The following is a 17,254-nucleotide window of genomic DNA, read 5'->3' as shown; positions in this document are numbered from 1 at the left end:
GTTGATATACTCTCAGCCAATTTATTCCTCGGCGAATGACATGGACGAAAACGACAAAAGTGCAGAAGAAAACGATGAAACCACACTGGAATCTGATGCTGATACCACCATTGAAGACATGGAGAAGTTCCTCACTGTGTACAACGCTTTCATTCAACAGGTAATGGAGTTTGAATGGCCCGATGAACATCCGTTAACGGAAGACCCAAAGATGCAGCGAATGTTGTTTCAAATGTTCTGGCAGCAACGGCATCGTCAGCGAATGAACGACGAACGAATGGAACGAAGGCGTAATCGGGAATCAAACGGTGATGAGGAGGATTTCAATTTCAAAGCAGCCAGCAAAGAGAACTTCAAGAGATTTCTTCGCCATCAAATGGACGCCAATAACGATGAAGATGAATCTGAGGATGAAACCCTCTTCATTGACCCAGGTGAAGCAACACCCGATGGAGAACATTCAACAGACGAAGCTGTCGGTCGCCGGGAGCGATTTCGAGAAGAGTGGGAATAAAAATCAGTTACGAATTCCGGTAGCATAGGCTAAGAATTCCATTGACGATGTCTTATTTTTCTGATTTTTTGCAAAACTGATGGTCGAAGTTTCGATACGTAGATTGACGATGGATGAACAGCCGAGTTGAGTTGCTTGTTCCTGCAACCGGCGAGTAACCTCTCTTCGCCCGTATTGAATGACGACATCATAGGAATGAAGTCGTCCGCCAAAAATGGATTTACCCCACATGAAGAACATCTGCCCTATGGACGGACCAACAACAATGCTTGTATGGAGAAGTACTGAGCTCTGTGCGGAAAGAGTGGTCATCTTGCTTGACGTAGAACCAACGAGGTGACCCCCAAATGCAGCATTCTTTTGCTTCTCTTGTTCGTTAAGCGCATTCAAGAGCGTGCCCTGATACCAACGGCCGATGGCCCAAGAAAATAAGGGAAAAGCAAGAGGTGCGAATAACCCAAGGAGAATAAATAGAATGAGTTCAAAATCCATGTCATCCCCTCACTGGACGACAACTGCTGTTCCGTAGCAGAAAAGTTCAGATGCACCGGCTGCAACATTGGATGTTGCAAAACGGACGTTCACAATTGCATTTGCTCCTCGTGAACTGGCGTCAACCATCATTCGTTGAAGGGCTTCGTTTCTCGACTCGTTGAGCAATTCTGTATAGGCCTTGAGCTCTCCCCCAACGATGTTCTTTAAACCAGCAAAAATATCTTTCCCGATATGCTTTGCACGTACGGTAGAACCGGTGACCAATCCGAGTGAAGAGACTACGGAATGGCCAGGGATTGTTTCAACGTTGGAAAGCATCAGAGAGATGGTTTGAGGGGGTTCCATATACTAATGAGGACGGATTTACTCTATCAAAGTTAGGGTTACTCCATCAAAGCAGAGGCTGCTGCCGAAGCCAATCCAAATCAGAAATGTAAAGTTGGCGAATATCGTCAAGTCCGAGGACGAGCATAGCGAGGCGCTCAAGCCCCATCCCCCAAGCCAGTACTGGAGATTCAATGCCTAGAGGCTCAGTGACTTCGGGGCGGAAAATACCTGCTCCACCCAGTTCAAGCCATTTCCCATGCCATTTGACCTCGATTTCAAGGCTTGGTTCCGTGTATGGGAAGTAAGCAGGTCGAACTCGGACTTCTGGGTATCCCATTTTCGCATAGAAGGTCTTGAGTGTCGTCACCAACATCTGTAGGTTGGCTCCTTCCTCCATGATGATGCCTTCAATCTGGTGAAATTCGGGCAAGTGGGTGCGGTCAATCGCTTCCTTACGGAACACCCGGTCAACAGAAAAGACCCGACATGCTTCTTTTGGATGTTGAGCGAGGTATTGAATGGTGTTCACTGTCGTGTGGGTTCGAAGAAGAGGACGTTGGGCAGTATCAAAAGAAAAAGAGCCGCCCCATCCAGTGGAACCTGTACCTCCACCATGTTCGTGAATGGACTTCCATTTGCCCATCAAATCCTCTGACAATTCCATTTTCGCAGGCTCTTTGAGGTAGAATGTATCTTGCATTTCCCGAGCAGGGTGGTCTTGGGGAATAAAGAGAGCATCCATGTTCCACCCGGCCGTTTGAACATAATCATCGACCAGTTCCGAGAATCCCATTTCCAAGAACACCGAACGAATTCGTTCGATCAAGGCTTGCATTGGATGGCTTCGTCCTCGACGGGGTGTTGCTGATTCAAGCGTTACATCAAAGGCTCTGAATTCGGCATCCTTCCAATCATCGGTTTGAAGCAATTCAGGAGTGAGTTCCGAAATGACCACACTTTCCTTCAATTGTTCACCAAGTACTGCATTTCCCGCAACGGTGATCGACCATGACCGAATCGTTTGTTCCAGCGAAGTGATCAAGCCCTTGCGTTGTCTAAAGTGGTGGAGCATTTCGCTATCTATTTCAACCATTTCAGCCGGCAAAGCATTAAGAAAATCCAGACGCTTTTTGAGAACCAATTCAACATGGGAAGGGTCTTGAGCAACGAGAATACCACCGTCAATACTCACTCCGAGTTGTTTGAGTAATCCGACACCAGGTCCTGCTTCATGGCGCTCAAATTCGGTTTGTAATGCTCGCATGGATGGTTCATTGACAGCGGTCATCCAATCCCACAGTCGCTGTTCAAGAAGTCCAGATGCAATGGCTTTCTCGCCTTCTGCATCCAACCGGATTTCAGTGGTCAGGTGTTCTTCAACTGTAACAAAACCATGATTTTCAAGGCCGTGACCCGCTCCAACTGCAACGGCTTGGTCGGACCATTCACACGCCACCAAAATTTCTTCGAGCGACCAAACGGTCTGCTCGCTTTGCTGCATCTTGAGCAACATCCGTCGCTCTGGATTCAGCAGATTCGGAGCATCCATGCATCTTCCAGCAGAACACCCGACTTGAAATCACCGTCTAAAATGATTCAAATGTTGCGAAGTTATTCTTCTTCATCCCACAGCATCATCTTGCAGGAGGGGCAGGTATACGTGGACGGTTTGCCCCCCACAACCAATTCAACATGACCGCACGGACCGCATAAAATTGAGGAACGAACCGGCTCATCAAGAGTCACGTCAACTCTGTACATCACGCGCCCAGCATCCGGAAGCATTTCACCGCCAGGAGACCATTCAGCAACGGCTTCGGGAGACATGCCGACCTGTCGACTCATCGTCATACCGACCAAGAAAAATACAATTCCAAACAAACCCACCGTCACGGCCATTGAACCAAGGCCTGCAACGGTCATGAAAGCACCGAAAACAATGCAAATAAAACCGGTAATGAGGAAATTCTCACGGGACAGACGAGTCATGAAATCACATCATTGTTGACTTGCTTTGAGGGCTTCAGCGACTTTGGGTATTTGCTCAAGTGGAATGGCGCAGAGTCCAATCCGAACACCCCCGTTAAGTGGAACCAAATAGACATGCATGTCGGCGCATGCCTCGGCTACTGCGACAGGATCTGAGCATTCATACCACGCAAAGAAGCCATCATGGGTTGGATTAACGGGCACCTCCAATTCAGCACATGCCTTGACAAACGCATCCCTACGCTCAATCAAAAGAGAGGCGAGTCGGTCACGTTCCTTCCCCCAGGACGCTCCACCTTCTTCCGACCCGTGCATTTCACTGAGAACATACTGGGCAATTCGTGGAGCAGCCGACCATGTTTGGCGACCAGTGACTCCCATGACTTCTCGTAATTTTTCTAAGGTGGCTTCATCTGGATGAATGCAAACCAGTGCCCCTGTTCTTAGACCGTAGATGGTATGCGATTTGGAAAGGGAAACTGCAAAACATATCAAGAGGTTTTCGGGCCAAGGAAGCCCGTTGTCCAGTGCCTCGTGGATGGTTTCTGCCCATCCATGAGGTTCGTCTGCATAAAGGTGGTAAGCTGCATCGATAAGGAGCGTATGACCCACGTCTTCGTGTCGAGTCGCGCTCTCCATGAACAAATTGAGAAGGGCGTATCTGCTTTCGCTGGAAAGGGAGAGTCCTGTAGGATTGTGAGCTGGGTCATTCAGCCATGTCATGACCGTTGATTGGGTGGTAGCCAATGATTCGAGAGCGTTCTGAAACCCGTTAGCATCAAAATGTGGATGGTCGGGCTCGTCGTTCTTTGGGAGGAGTGGATAGGTTGCAATCTCAAGATTGCATCCCTTCAAGAAACCAGAGTATGGCCCCCAATGCCGATCACGAAGGAGGACTGAATGACCGGGTTCAGCGAAATTAGAAGCGGCTAAGAACAAGGCCCCTGAGCCCCCCGGGCTGGCCGTAGCCATTCCATTCACACCGAGACGCTCCAACGTGTTACGGTGTTCCCCAAGCGCCAAGGTTTGGGCAAGGTCAAGAAAGTTCGGGAGGCCCTTGAGAGGAGCATAGGCGGCGAATTCTACGGGAGGTGCTTCTCGCAAGGCAGAATCTACAACGGTGTTGATGGCAAGACTTCCATCGTTTTCAAGCAAGGCCCCTACCGTTCCGTTGACAGCATCTGCCCCTGCACCAGCGGCATTTTGATAGCGAGCAAACCAGCTAAAGATGACATCACTGCCGCTTTTGGATTTGCCATGCGATGACAAAAATTGCATACCAGGTGAATCATCCATGCCCCACCGTTAGCCCCATTGTTCTTTGACTTGACCCCACTTTTTCTTGGATGACCATCCGCTTCATTCATCAAGGGGTGCCCACACGCAACGGATGAAGCCAACGTAGCACAGTCTGGTAGTGCGTCTGATTTGTAATCAGACGGTCGGGGGTTCGAGTCCCTCCGTTGGCTCCACATCATCGTTTGATGTTTGAAAACAGTTCTTGATATACTCCAGGTCGTAATCACTGTTCATGCCACAATGCAATATTGACGCCAGAGGGAAAGTAGCACGCTTCGTTAGTGGGGTCGTTTCGATTGCAGCAGCACTTCTCCTCGCTGGCTTACTGGCCGCAGAGGTACTCACATTCGGACCGGGATGGATCACCGTTGCCGGCCTGACTCTTGGCGGTGCCTTTGCAATTTACGAAGCAAGAGCTGGATGGTGTGTCGTCCGTGCAATGGGCATACGCACCCCGCTGTGAACGGCCTACTGAAAGCGAACACTCAAAACCCGCTACCTTGTGGAATTGGCCATGAGCGCACAGCGACTTGATGGAAAAGCATGTGCAACCGCTGTTGAGGAAGAACTTCTTGGAAGAATCAAATCGCTTCAATTGAACGGTGTTGAGCCTCACTTAGCAGTCATTATTGTCGGTAACGACCCTGCATCCCACGTTTATGTCAATTCTAAGGTCAGAACATGCAAGCGTCTGGGAATCCGCTCAACCCACCTCGAACTACCAACAGAAACTTCTGAAGAGGTACTCAAAGAGCACATATTAGAAATGAATTCACGGGAGGACCTCCACGGAATCTTGATTCAATCGCCTTTGCCCTCTCATGTGAATGAAGAAGCCCTTACCGATTTGATAGACCCGAGTAAGGATGTCGACGGATTCCATCCATCAAACCTTGGACGAATCGTACAGGGCCGACTTGATGGCATGATACCGTGCACTCCTGCTGGAGTCATGCGCATGCTAAAATGGGCCGATATTGACCTTTCCGGGAAAAAGGCAGTCGTCATCGGACGTTCCTTTAACGTGGGCATGACACAAGCACTCTTGCTCGCTGCTAAAGGAGCAGATGCCACGGTGACAATCGTTCATTCCAGGACTCAAAACCCCCGAGAAGAATGCATGGATGCTGATCTTGTGGTTGCTGCTGTTGGCCGTCCTGAAATGGTCCAATCGGATTGGATAAAACCGGGGGCAGTCGTTGTTGACGTTGGTATCAATCGTGTGGATGACGCAACCCGTGAGCGCGGTTGGAGGCTTGCTGGTGATGTTTGTGCAGATGTTAGCGAGGTGGCATCGTGGCTCTCCCCCGTTCCCGGTGGAGTGGGCCCAATGACCATCGCTATGTTGATGGAAAACACCGTTCGTTCAGCAGAATTGCGAATGCAATGAGCGTGCGAATCAATATATCCCCGAACGGCTTGCTGTGATTGTGGCCCACGACCCTCGCGCACCGAAACTTGCCGCAGGGTCCATCTTGTTGGCCCTGTTCCTTATCGCAGCAGCCGCAGCAAATTCCCAACTGAACGTAGTGGGGCAATCAGGGATTGGACTGGAAGAAATTGGGCTTTTGATTGCAGCTCTTATCCTCGGAGGACTCGCAAAGTGGGCCAACACCGAACATGCAATTCCTGAATTCAATGCATCAACCACAAAGGCGACAAGCGTCTTTGAAGATTTTGACGATGTGCGAACTCCAATTTCCTCGAGGACCACTTCATATCAACAAGGGACTACCTCACCCTCCAATCAAACGACAGCCAACATACTCTCATCAATTCTAGGACAGGAGCAACAGACCAACGAAGAGGATGTCCGCTCCGCAATATCTACGCTTTCAACGGGAGAGTTCGGCATGCGGGCCCAAGAAGAAGCAAAGACTACAGAATTTGCTCAAGAGGACAATCACCGACGTGATTCGGCCCCAACCAATGCAGAAACCGGAGCGGCGTTGACGCGAGTTGTCGTTCAACCCGTCCCACTTCCCGGACGGGAAAATACACCTGTCGTCGACCCAACATCCATTCCTGGGCTTGAACATGACCGAGTGTTCGTGACAGAAGGCGTAAACCATGTCCCGCTACCTGTACTGCCTGAAATCGTAACGGAAGTCATGCATGTTGAACCGATTGTTGAGGAAATCCATATTGATCCGACTCCTTCGAATCTTCCTGAACTTCCAGAATTACCTATGGAAGCCGCCACTCAGCCATTGGCTCCTGCACTTCCAGACCTGCCGGCCCCTGAGGTCATGCAAGCGGCGTTGCCGGACCTCTCTGACCTGGATGATGCTGAAATCACACTGACATCTTCACCCGAACTCCCGAATCTTGATGATTTGTTTGCCGAACCCTCACCAGCAATGGCCCCATCCGTTCCGGATACGCCAGACCTTCCGGACCTCGATGATTTGTTTTAAACGACGAATGATTGAAAGGGGTTCGCCGGCGACATCCAATACATGTGGGCTGAAACCTATGACCTTCATTCGCATTCAACACACAGTGATGGTGAACATCCAGTGGGGCATGTGGCCAAACTTATGGCAGACAACGGCGTCCTTACTTGGGCTCTTACGGATCACGATACCGCATCGGGGTGGGCTGAGGCCTCCAATGTTGCAAAAGCAAACGGCATGACCTTTATTCCGGGCGTAGAGATCACCTGCACACCCGCTCATGCTCCGATGGAGGAAGAGTTGACACGAAGAGAACGAGAGCGTGCATCGGCCTCGTGGCATCTTTTGGCTTACTTCCCAAACCATGTCCCTGGTGAAAACGATGAAACCGTGGCCTCTTTCCTTGAATGGCTAGCACCAAAGCAGGACGGAAGAGAACCACGCATGCGTGCAATGTGTGCCCGATTGGAGGCATTGGGGATGCCCGTTGATGTTGAGGGAGTACTGGCGCGTGCGGAAGGTTCGGTAGGACGCCCACATCTTGCAGCAGCCATGGTTGACGCCGGATATGTAGAGGACAAACAAGAGGCTTTTGAGCGGTGGATTGGAGATGGAAACCCAGGATTTGTACCTCACGAAAAACCGACAATTCAAGAGGCTGTAACGGCGGTCAAAGCGGCCGGTGGAGTAACTTCACTTGCTCACCCAATTTATTACGGAGTGCCCGTGAAACAACTTATTGACGTTCTAAAGACTCAAGGAATCAATGCCGTTGAGGCCGTCCACCGCAGCCATGATGATGCCTACAGGTATGAACTGATGCAACAAGCCACATCTCAGGGTTTAGGAATCACCGTTGGTTCAGATTTCCACGGAACAAGCTATCAACAACACCCAGGACACATGCCGGTTATGCTCGAGGCTCTCATTGCACAAATTAAGAACGCATAAACCGGTCCAACAGCAGTGCCAACTCAAAGAAAACAATGACGGGCATCGCTACCAAGAACAACGACAGTGGGTCCGGGGGAGACAACAAGGCCCCCATTACGAACGCACTGAACCAAATGTGCCTACGATACATGATGAGGCTGGCTCGATCTACAAAACCCATCCGTAGGGCAACCGTCGTTAGGACAGGTGCTTGAAAACCGATGGCGGATGCTAGGGCCAAATTAATGATGAAGCCGGCATAACCAGAAAGCCTCCATTCTGTCGAGAGGCCTGCTTGTTGAGCATCGTTTGTCAAGTACTCCAGCAGCATTGGAGTAAGCCATTCCCAAGCGTAGAATACACCAAGACCAAGCAGTACCAAACTGCTGAGAGCCGTGACCACGAGAGCAGGGGCCGGCCTTGGTACGCGAAGGTCAAGTTCAGACAAACGTGAACGAACCGCTTCGTTTTTGCTCCCCTTCCATGCACCATGGACGAGGGCCAAGAACACGATTAAAGCAAGCCCAACAGCACCCGCAATTCTCAGCTGAAGTAGAAGGAACTCCACCGGAGTGACGACGATGATGGATACATCCTGGGGCAAACGTTGCGGTTCAATCAACCATGCGATAACCCGTTTTGTGAACGGGAAGGCTGCAGAAAAACCAACTGCAAAGAGAAGCACATAGAATTTGAACGAGCGTTGAATATAGGAACGTAAATCCTCGACCATGACTCCGCCGGGAGATTGCATCAAGCGGTCCACCGTTACTGCAATGGACTCATCCTGCATGCACCTCACCCCTCTTCGCCATGCTCTGTTGATGTGGCCCACACATATGAGGGCGTGGAATCGATCAAACTTCTTCCTTCCTTCTTCAACCGATACAAGCGATAGACTACGAAACCGGTCATCCAAAGTGAAGGAAGGCTGAGAAGGAGAGCCTGTCCAAGTTTATCGTCGCCATAATCATTGATGAGGCGGACTTCCATCATCGCATCATCTCCTTCATCGTGGGCGTAATGGAGTCCGACATAATGGAAGATTTTAGGAGAGGTAATGTTGAGCGAAAGAGTCGTTTGAGGTGCGACTGTATGATGTTCCCCCAATTCAGAAAGATGACTCCAATCAATGGATCCTGAAGACATCGCTGGAGCACTTTCTTCAACCATAATCACCACCACCTCAAGGTCACCGGCTTGGTTAAGATTGGTAATGTTGGTCAGGACATAATCACCTGCGGAAAATTTCTGAATAATTTCAAGGGTACTGTCATCGGGTCCAAGTTGATAGGAGACTCTCTCATCCAAACCCTCCTCCTGAACATTGACGGCCATGAGGATTAAGGTCAACAAGATCAATCCGACAATACCTTCAACCAAAATGTGCCGACGAACTTTTTCTTGGGTCACGCCCTTGAACATTGGGCCGTAGTCGTTTCGCATCCGTGGCTGAAGGTGGTGGATGAACAATGCACCAATTCCACCAATGAGAATGCCGAGCGGGATATCGACCAGCCAGTGGATTCCGAGGTACAGGATGGTGAAGCCGAACAGCAGGGTGTTGACCAAAACAAACCGGTGGTACCTCCAATGACGCCAGTCACGGAGACGTTCGCCACGTTCCCGGACATGGAGGTAATTGAGCATAAGAATACCAAAGGGAATGGCTACATGGAGGCTTGGGACCGCATTGTCAAGAGGGTCGTGAAGGGCATAAAACGCCGTATACCAACCATCATGGTAAAGCAGCGCTTCCATTCCAGGAATCCAGGAGGACGTCACTTCAACATTGAAAAACAGGTAATACGGTACGGCCAATGCATAAATGAACAGATAATTCAAGGTGACCTTATCGGTCATTTCACGATCGCCAGAAAAGGCAAAGTAAACCGTTGTCACGTAAATCAAGAAAAGATATACAAAGAGATAATGGAAATTAAGAACATCAGTTAGCAAGTCGTTTTTGAACGATTCTTGAATCCATTTCGTGAATTCGCCCTCGATTCCATAAACCCAATCTGTCCAGTGACCTGTCCTGATTTTCATGGGCTCATTCAGTTTGTCAGTAATCGATTTCCAACGGATGATGACGATGTAGCCCATAGCGTGAAGGTAGTATCGTTTCTCATGAAATTCATGAGCCCATTCCCTCCATGGGATTCGGAATTCCTTCTGAGAGCGGGTGAAGTACCAACAGATGATAGGAGTCAGAACGAGTATCATACCCATCATGATATCGTAGGGCTCCATATTTGAGGGGAAATGATACCTGCTTTAGGAGTTCCCGCCTCTCATGCAGTACAAACCCCGATTGGGAATTACCATGGCGAAGGGCAAACATTGTTGAGATGCAGGCATGTGGTCGTGGCATGGAGGTGGAAAAGCCATGGCAGCCAGCTCCTGAAAACACCCTGCTGAGTCTTCAGCACGGCATCAAAATGTTTGATGGAATCGAGTTTGATATTCGAATCACAGCGGACCGTCAACTTGCAATCCATCATGACCGGAACGTATCCCTTCCAAAGGAACGCCTTGAGGGGCGCCCAGCATGGGCTGAGCAATGGACGTTGGATGAGTTGACAGAGGTTGGATTCTTAGGTTTTGAAGAACTGTTGGAGGACCCTACAATCCGTAAGCATTGGGCTGAACAGGGTAAAATGGGCTGTATTGAAATCAAGCGACCTCACCCAAAATCTCCCTCAGGGGGCGGTTACTTTGGACGTCATCACCACATTCAACATGTTGCGGATGCGATGACGATGGCTGAAGGGCTTCTTGACCAACATGAGGTTCCCCGTGAAAACACGGTGTTCTATTCCTTTCACAAACACATGCCTCAATCGGCTAAAATATCCGCAACAAAACGACCGTGGGCTGCACTGATACCCTACATACCACCGTATGGAAACCGAACCTTTCAGCGAATCAAAGCCTTTCCAACTTACTTGACCACTTCGTTTGGAAGATTGGTGAAAACTCATCTTCGCCAGGGCAGTTCCATGCTCCCTTGTGCGATTGAATACTTTGACGGCCTCACACGATCGGTGCCGCTCGGACGGCATGTTTCACTCAAAGGAAAGGGACTCAAGCGATTGACTCAGGTTCGAAGCGGGATGCCTACCTATGTATGGCCAACTCGCCCATTGCTTGAGCATGACCTCATTCGAGCTGGACTTACTGCACTTACCGACAAAGCAGACCCGAACCTCCTATGGCTACCATCGGGTCATTTGCGATGGAGGCAACCCGGCACTCGTCCCCTTGACGAGTCCCAGTGGTCGATTTTGAAACAAGCAACATACGAGAACCATCGCGAGATTCATTCGGAACTGTTGGAAACAACTCCTTCGTGGGAACAATGCGATTCAACACGGCGACGTTTGCTCATCGGCGAATGGAAGAAAAAGTGGAGTTGGAGCGAATCCATTGACGAGGTAATGGCTCGATCTGAAGGTACAACTCCTCCTTGGTCGGCTCCACGAATTATCGGTCATCGAGGGTCTGGGAAAACATCCCGACCGGTCTTGAACTAACATCACTCAATGTGACGCAATGTTTGTTGTTCAGCAATGTACTTTGGTCGGTAAATCGGTATACCCTTGCCGTCCCTCATCACCGTTCGTTCATCGATGATTTGCGCACCGATTCCAGCGACTCGGGCCCATCCGAAGAATGTAGTATAGTAGGTTGGATCCTTGAATCCAACGTAGTGGAGAAGGGCTCCACTTGCGATGTCAACGTTCGCATTTGGATTGGAAATCTTGGGATTCTCTGAGAGGACTCTAGGGGCGACTTCACGAAGGGTACGAATGATTTTGAAATTCTCATCATCCGGGCACATCACTTCACCCAACGCAAATTGAACGGTGGCTCTTGGGTCTTCTGCTCGTAGCACTGCATGGCCAAACCCAAACACTGGGCGCTTAGCATCAAGTTCACCGCGCACGAAGGCTTCAACTTCTTCCGGGTCGCTTGTACCAATGCGTAGGACAAATTCCAAGCAAGACTGATTTGCACGCCCATGTAGGGGACCTGATAGAGCGTTCATCGCTCCCGAGATTGAGGAATACACGGTTGCATGACCCGATGCAATGGCTTTTCCTGCAAAGGTGGAAAGGTTACCCCCACCGTGATCCATGTGCAACACGAGGTAAGTGGAAAGGATACGTTCCATTTGGTCTTGATCGATACCGTCCAAGTCCAAGGTACGAGCAAAACGCTTGACCATTGTGGCTGAAAGGTCATCTTCAGGGATGTCAGCTCCACGGCCTTCTCGGATCCGGAACAAGAGCCCCATAAGCCGAGGCATACGGGCGATGAGGTTGAGGGCATCTTCTTTCCAATCTCCAGTCGTGTCGAGCATTCCAAGAGTTTGGATACCTACACTCAACCAGTCCATTGGATGACCGTCTTTTGGAAGCGTGTGGAACACTGCAGCAACGCTGTCAGGAACATGACCTCGCCCAGCAAGGTTCTCTCGGAATGCTGAAGATTGGGCTGGTGTTGGTAGTTCTTTGTTGAACAGAAGATAGACCACGTCTTCGGGAGACTGGCCAGCGAGTTCGCTGATCGGATATCCGCAATAATGGACACCTTCAGTGGGCGTAACAAACGATGTACGGCAGGTGCCGACAGGAATTCCACGAAGACCGATGTTCAAGTGTTTTTCAGTCACATTGAACAAGCCATTATCGTTTGACATTCTCTTCCCTCAAAGACACCGACAAGAGACCCTCGTATAAATGCGGCTCTTCTCTTGGACAGCCAGTGAAAACGGTGTAGCCAGCAACACCGCCGCAGACTACCGTTTGTTCCGTCTGGCTTGCGGCGGCCATTCTCTAAATCCTTTTGTCGATTCACGGTCAGAAAAGATGTGGAGGCGAATTGTGGTCCCTTCTACAAGAAGAGCATCTTCAGCATCAATGCCAGGACACTGCTCCTTAACCTGACTCCATGCTCGGTCGCTCACCAGATTTTCACCCCACCACGGGAAAGCCTTGCATTGCTGAGGCCTCACCTGATAGATTGAACACTGTTGGTTTTCATTGAGGTGGATGCAAATTCCATCATCATCCCGGCTTTTAAGGACAAAACGGCCGTCGTATGTCTTGCGAGCATCACGCTCCAACCAATCTTCCACCGACAAACCTGAATGTTGGGAGATACGCTCGGCATCGGTAATGGAAAGGTAAACAATTCCACCGGGTTGGTCGCAGCATTTACCGCAGCCACTCTGACAAGAAAAGTTAACTCCGCTCATCCACCATGGAGGCTTCATTCTTCTTCACCCATGAGGATCTTCTTTGGATGGAGTCGTCCAAGATGAACCAGCGTGTAGTTGGGCTCATTGGCGTCATCCAGTAGGTCTTCGGCTGTAATTCCAATCCCGTCGATGTTCCATTCACCGTCGGGCTCATAATCGTCCAACGCCTCGACGGTCTGAATCTGAGTGGACGTCGATGAGGCTTTTCGCCCGATGGGCCTCCGTTGTTTGACCGCCACATCGGGTTCAACAGGCGGAAGAGGTTCTCGGTCTGGGTCAAGTTCTACCAACCGTTCTTCAAGTGTTCGCAGTTCATCCGCAATATCGATCAAGGCGTCAATATCGGCATCCACCGCTCGTTGAGCCAAATGAACCATTTGTTCTTCCAGCCGATTGAGTTCAAAGGACGAATCCAATGTATCTCGAGTTGAACGGTTCATCCGTTCATCGATGGCGACGTCCAAGTCCACCAAGATATCAGCAGCTCGGCCAGCATCTCCATGCTCGATTCGTTCATTACGAGCGATGAGGTGGCGGTCTCGTTCATTGACATCAAGAACCGATGGTCGTGCTGGTGTAATCGATTCCATTATTTCATTGACCCGCTGGTCAACAATACGGTCTCCCTTTGAGATGAACTCCGCCCCGTCCCATTCAGGGGGCTGATATTCATCTTCGCCCCATGGTTTGAGTTCCGAATGAAGTTCAATACCCCCTGGCTGAACGTTAGAATAGACTTGGTCAATGGCCTCACTCACCAATGCAGCGGCCAAATCATCAACACGTTGAGCCTCCAACGTCTGCCCTTGAGATTGAAGAGCAGGTCTTGAGGAAGTGACCAAGTCAATGATATCATCGTTGTCAAGCAAAACTTCACCTGCTTCAAAAGCGATGGAGACCTGCTCCAACCGGCCCTCCATCGCTCGCCAGCCAGAGGGTTCAAGACGGGCCAAACGGGCCAAATGAACGTCGTTTAACAGGAGGTTACGCTGAGCACAACGCCATGAACCATAGGCCATAAGCGAAGCGACGGAAGGAACGGTGAGAAGAACTGCCGAAGCATTTCGAAGGACTTCTTTCAAACGTGAAGCGGGTAAATCATCAGGATGGATTCGGCCTCCAGCAAGAATTTGAACACCGAGATTAAGAGCATGGTCAACGAGAATTCCAAGTTGGTGAGCCCACTCTGAATCTTGACCGAATTCATGGAGATCATCAATCACAAGCGCTGTTGCACCTGAAAGTGCATCCTGCCATTCATGTTCAAGCCCATCAAGGCCTACCGCGTCAGCCGCGCTAAGGGCCAAAACTTCACCTTCCTGACGTCGTAACAATGCCTGCCCGGTGGCGTGAAGAAGATGAGAGCAACCCGCATGGACTTCCGAAACGACGACCAAGGGGTTGAGGTGGCCACCTGGCGAGTCCACAATGGATTCACAGGCCCTGGTGGCTCGCATATTTTCATCCGTAACGAACCACTGTCGGAATGTTAAACGGTCTGACCAATGCATCCGTTTTGGCCAATCCCCACGAATCTCTAGCACATTCCGAGCGTGAAGCGGATGGTTTTGGTCAACTGGAACAAGGTCCGATTCAAGACCGACCGACGGTCGACCTCGATGTTCATCCAAGATGTGAGACCAAACCGGTCGCCCGTCACCTTCAAGCCCGACAAATCCATCTTCACCATCAGGTAGAGCGTCAGACTTCTTTTCCTCTAGACTGCTTCTTCTAAGTTTCTTTAAACGCTCTGCAACATGGTCTGCGTACGATGAATTTACATCAAGAAATGAGGTATGCTCGTCGACAGACGGACCAAGAACACGGTCGGCAATGAGGTCATACGTGGGTCGTTGTGAAACACCAACGCGTTGGAACAAAGAAAGACGACCGTTTTCTACCTCAGTTTTGCCCAAGAGCGTGTTCAATTTGGATTGAGCTTGTCGCTTTGGTTGAGGTGATTTTTCGGGAATGGCCAATGATTCAGGGGCGCTGTGTGTGTGAATTGAATCACGCAATTTATCCTTTGCATCTTCCAACGCTAATCGCAGTTTTGTTGGGGGTGAACTCACGATTCATCCTCCTTGAATTTTTTGAGCAACTCGCCTTTTTCGTTGTAAAGAGCTGCAGAGGAGGCATAATCCTCATCTTCCCATTGGTTCCATCGTTCGTACATTTCATCGATGGTGGATTCCTTTTGGTCCTTGGAGGAGGATTCACGAGCAGCCTTTGGCGGTTCTTGAGAAGAACGATCGAAGCTGCGAGGCAGCGGATGTGAAGTTGAACTTGCTCTGAGGGGGACGGTCTGAGGAGTGTTCATCTCAGGCAATTGAGCAGAATCTAACGTCGGGTTTGGGTGAAGTGTGTCCCCCAGAGTTCGGGTCTGAGTTGGTACGTTGATTTCCTGATGCCGCAAAGACGCCCTGTCTTGCCTCGCTTGGAACACATCCAAGTTTTCCTTGATAAAACGGTCTTTCGTACTCTTCTTTTGGGGCCAATTCGGCAAGTCGCGTTCCGAACGAGATACTGCGGAGCTCCGTTGATGCGCAAGGCCAGGGTCAATTTGAGGGAGGCTGGGTTTGACCTTTCTAGCGGGCAACCGCTGAGGCGTTCGTACTTGAGGAGATGCGGTAGGAACTACTTTCGCAGGCGTTGAACGCTGTGCACGAGGCGATGGATGGGGCGTTGCTTCATCGTTCGTTTGGCGATGAGGAATTTCACTGATAAAACGACCTTGCATGAACGAAGATTCTCGGTCTCTTTGAGAATGGTCCCCTGCCTCAGCGCTCGGGGCCACACCACCATCACCGGTGGACTCGGGCCAAGATTCAACCACTTCGCTCAATGCCTCAACCGCTGCCTTTCGTTCTTCTTCAGTAGGTTCAACTCCGCCACCTTCCATGGAAAAGTCTGCGGCAACCGAGGAAGGACTGCTTGTATCACCAACATGATGTCGCAGTTGTGCATCAACCCATCTGGCTTCATCCTCATCGATTGGAAGAAGAAGAGGGTGGTCAAAGAGGCCGTCCGGATCGGCTAACCAATCCTGGAGATGAACGCTTGTCAAGGGAACAAATTCAGTCATCAAGCTGTGGCGGACAGGGAGTTGAAACACCCCTAAATCGGTGGTAAGGAGGAGCGTATGGTCGTTAAACCTCACGCCGTCAATGATGGAACGAATCAAATCCAACATGCCCGAATCGCCAAGCGCATTGCCGACACGGTCCAAGCCATCAACCAGAACAACAGCCCGTTCATTGGCCCATAAGAATGCTTCAACACAGCGTAGGATTTCGACTTCATCACTCAAAAGTTCAAACCCTCCGCGTGGAGTGAACAGGGAGTAACTTGTGGGGCCCGGCAAGCGGTTCGTAATCTCTGTCGAGGCATGAGGAAGTCCAAACAGCCCCAAGAGGGAAAGACCTCGCTCAGCCAACTCAACACCCAATTCAATCATGGGATGCGGGTCGGGTGAGTCAAAGACATATGCTCCACCGGGTTGAAGCAAGGTTTTGTTTGAGTTGCTCATCACATCAAAAGAAGGACGCCGTTGAAATTCAGGCTCGATGACGAACCCCTCCATTTCCTCTGGCCGGTCTGCTCTTCTCCAAGAGGACGAGGGGAGGCGCACACTGGACCACCATGAGGATGAATCATCAGTGGACTGTTGGAGTTCAAGATGCAAGATACTCTCAGGCGATGCCTCCATCATTTGACGAATTGCAGACATGCTCAATTCGTACAGGTTCACTTCATTGGCAACGTCCAACGCATCGCTTTCAATTGACATCAAGGCATCAAGTCCGAAGGAATGAATTTCTCCTTGATGAAAAGCCATCACTGGATGCCCTAAACGAAACAGAAGCCAGCCGTTTGTTTGCGTCTGATGAGGGCGGATCAACACGGCACCAGATTGGCCATGAGCAGCCAAATCGCGAGCCATCAGACGAAGAACATCAACGCCTCCACGTCGTTGTTCAATGAGGTCGCCGTGTTGAATTTCCATTGAGGCAAGCCACCGTTGTACACCACATC

At 50.2% G+C, this 17,254-nt stretch carries 17 protein-coding genes and 1 tRNA gene; 7 read left to right on the top strand and 11 right to left on the bottom strand.

Features of this window, described 5'->3' with window-relative positions:
* Nucleotides 1-40 precede the first annotated feature (40 nt).
* Nucleotides 41-514 (top strand): hypothetical protein, encoded by a 474-nt coding sequence (locus tag AAA857_RS06330; protein WP_338174114.1) that lies wholly within the window; start codon nucleotides 41-43, stop codon nucleotides 512-514.
* A 3-nt stretch (nucleotides 515-517) separates the two neighbouring features.
* On the opposite strand, the gene AAA857_RS06325 is transcribed toward AAA857_RS06330, so the two are convergent.
* The 5 genes from AAA857_RS06325 to AAA857_RS06305 all read right to left on the bottom strand — a co-directional run bounded on the left by AAA857_RS06325 (nucleotide 518) and on the right by AAA857_RS06305 (nucleotide 4,621).
* Complete coding sequence (locus tag AAA857_RS06325; RefSeq protein WP_338174113.1) at nucleotides 518-1,006, bottom strand: heavy metal-binding domain-containing protein; 489 nt, start codon at nucleotides 1,004-1,006, stop codon at nucleotides 518-520.
* 9 nt (nucleotides 1,007-1,015) lie between these two features.
* Nucleotides 1,016-1,354 carry a YbjQ family protein gene (locus AAA857_RS06320; RefSeq protein WP_338174112.1) on the bottom strand — a complete coding sequence of 113 codons (339 nt, stop codon included), beginning with the start codon at nucleotides 1,352-1,354 and terminating at the stop codon, nucleotides 1,016-1,018.
* 46 nt (nucleotides 1,355-1,400) lie between these two features.
* On the bottom strand, nucleotides 1,401-2,885 hold the full coding sequence (locus AAA857_RS06315) for a phenylalanine--tRNA ligase subunit alpha (RefSeq protein ID WP_338174111.1): 1,485 nt from the start codon (nucleotides 2,883-2,885) through the stop codon (nucleotides 1,401-1,403).
* A gap of 62 nt (nucleotides 2,886-2,947) precedes the next feature.
* Nucleotides 2,948-3,325, bottom strand: a complete 378-nt coding sequence (locus tag AAA857_RS06310; protein ID WP_338174110.1) for a hypothetical protein — start codon at nucleotides 3,323-3,325, stop codon at nucleotides 2,948-2,950.
* Between the two features lie 9 nt (nucleotides 3,326-3,334).
* The gene (locus AAA857_RS06305) at nucleotides 3,335-4,621 is read right to left on the bottom strand and encodes an aminotransferase class I/II-fold pyridoxal phosphate-dependent enzyme (protein ID WP_338174109.1); all 1,287 of its coding nucleotides are present in this window, start codon (nucleotides 4,619-4,621) and stop codon (nucleotides 3,335-3,337) included.
* 99 nt (nucleotides 4,622-4,720) lie between these two features.
* Between AAA857_RS06305 and AAA857_RS06300 the strand changes: the two genes are divergently transcribed.
* The 5 genes from AAA857_RS06300 to AAA857_RS06280 all read left to right on the top strand — a co-directional run bounded on the left by AAA857_RS06300 (nucleotide 4,721) and on the right by AAA857_RS06280 (nucleotide 7,971).
* Nucleotides 4,721-4,797: transfer RNA gene (locus tag AAA857_RS06300), tRNA-Thr, on the top strand.
* 59 nt (nucleotides 4,798-4,856) lie between these two features.
* Nucleotides 4,857-5,087: a hypothetical protein gene (locus tag AAA857_RS06295; protein WP_338174108.1), complete on the top strand. Its 231-nt coding sequence runs from the start codon at nucleotides 4,857-4,859 to the stop codon at nucleotides 5,085-5,087.
* Nucleotides 5,088-5,138: 51 nt separating this feature from the next.
* Nucleotides 5,139-6,014 (top strand): bifunctional 5,10-methylenetetrahydrofolate dehydrogenase/5,10-methenyltetrahydrofolate cyclohydrolase, encoded by an 876-nt coding sequence (locus tag AAA857_RS06290; protein ID WP_338174107.1) that lies wholly within the window; start codon nucleotides 5,139-5,141, stop codon nucleotides 6,012-6,014.
* 40 nt (nucleotides 6,015-6,054) lie between these two features.
* Nucleotides 6,055-7,041 (top strand): hypothetical protein, encoded by a 987-nt coding sequence (locus AAA857_RS06285; protein WP_338174106.1) that lies wholly within the window; start codon nucleotides 6,055-6,057, stop codon nucleotides 7,039-7,041.
* A gap of 42 nt (nucleotides 7,042-7,083) precedes the next feature.
* Nucleotides 7,084-7,971 carry a PHP domain-containing protein gene (locus AAA857_RS06280; protein WP_338174105.1) on the top strand — a complete coding sequence of 296 codons (888 nt, stop codon included), beginning with the start codon at nucleotides 7,084-7,086 and terminating at the stop codon, nucleotides 7,969-7,971.
* Here AAA857_RS06280 and AAA857_RS06275 read toward each other — a convergent pair.
* Entirely contained in the window at nucleotides 7,958-8,746 is a 789-nt protein-coding gene (locus tag AAA857_RS06275) for a twin-arginine translocase subunit TatC (RefSeq protein ID WP_338174104.1), read from the bottom strand. The two genes, AAA857_RS06280 and AAA857_RS06275, sit on opposite strands and share 14 nt — an antisense overlap.
* Nucleotides 8,747-8,751: 5 nt before the next feature.
* Entirely contained in the window at nucleotides 8,752-10,206 is a 1,455-nt protein-coding gene (locus AAA857_RS06270; RefSeq protein ID WP_338174103.1) for a phosphatase PAP2 family protein, read from the bottom strand.
* A 119-nt stretch (nucleotides 10,207-10,325) separates the two neighbouring features.
* Between AAA857_RS06270 and AAA857_RS06265 the strand changes: the two genes are divergently transcribed.
* Nucleotides 10,326-11,489 carry a glycerophosphodiester phosphodiesterase family protein gene (locus AAA857_RS06265; protein WP_338174102.1) on the top strand — a complete coding sequence of 388 codons (1,164 nt, stop codon included), beginning with the start codon at nucleotides 10,326-10,328 and terminating at the stop codon, nucleotides 11,487-11,489.
* A 2-nt stretch (nucleotides 11,490-11,491) separates the two neighbouring features.
* On the opposite strand, the gene AAA857_RS06260 is transcribed toward AAA857_RS06265, so the two are convergent.
* The 4 genes from AAA857_RS06260 to AAA857_RS06245 form a co-directional block, all read right to left on the bottom strand.
* On the bottom strand, nucleotides 11,492-12,658 hold the full coding sequence (locus AAA857_RS06260) for a citrate/2-methylcitrate synthase (RefSeq protein WP_338174101.1): 1,167 nt from the start codon (nucleotides 12,656-12,658) through the stop codon (nucleotides 11,492-11,494).
* A gap of 99 nt (nucleotides 12,659-12,757) precedes the next feature.
* Nucleotides 12,758-13,234: a YkgJ family cysteine cluster protein gene (locus AAA857_RS06255; RefSeq protein ID WP_338174100.1), complete on the bottom strand. Its 477-nt coding sequence runs from the start codon at nucleotides 13,232-13,234 to the stop codon at nucleotides 12,758-12,760.
* A complete protein-coding gene (locus tag AAA857_RS06250) occupies nucleotides 13,231-15,291 on the bottom strand; it encodes a DnaA/Hda family protein (protein ID WP_338174099.1) in 2,061 nt (686 codons plus the stop codon). Before AAA857_RS06250 ends, AAA857_RS06255 begins: the two co-directional genes overlap by 4 nt.
* Nucleotides 15,288-17,225 carry a hypothetical protein gene (locus AAA857_RS06245; protein ID WP_338174098.1) on the bottom strand — a complete coding sequence of 646 codons (1,938 nt, stop codon included), beginning with the start codon at nucleotides 17,223-17,225 and terminating at the stop codon, nucleotides 15,288-15,290. The genes AAA857_RS06250 and AAA857_RS06245 overlap by 4 nt, the downstream gene beginning before the upstream one ends.
* Nucleotides 17,226-17,254: the final 29 nt, after the last annotated feature.

The organism is Candidatus Poseidonia alphae (assembly GCF_943787815.1).
Classification (GTDB): Archaea; Thermoplasmatota; Poseidoniia; order Poseidoniales; family Poseidoniaceae; genus Poseidonia; species Poseidonia alphae.
The sequence above is the reverse complement of the archived record's forward strand: the minus strand, read 5'-3'. Positions and strand labels throughout refer to the sequence as shown.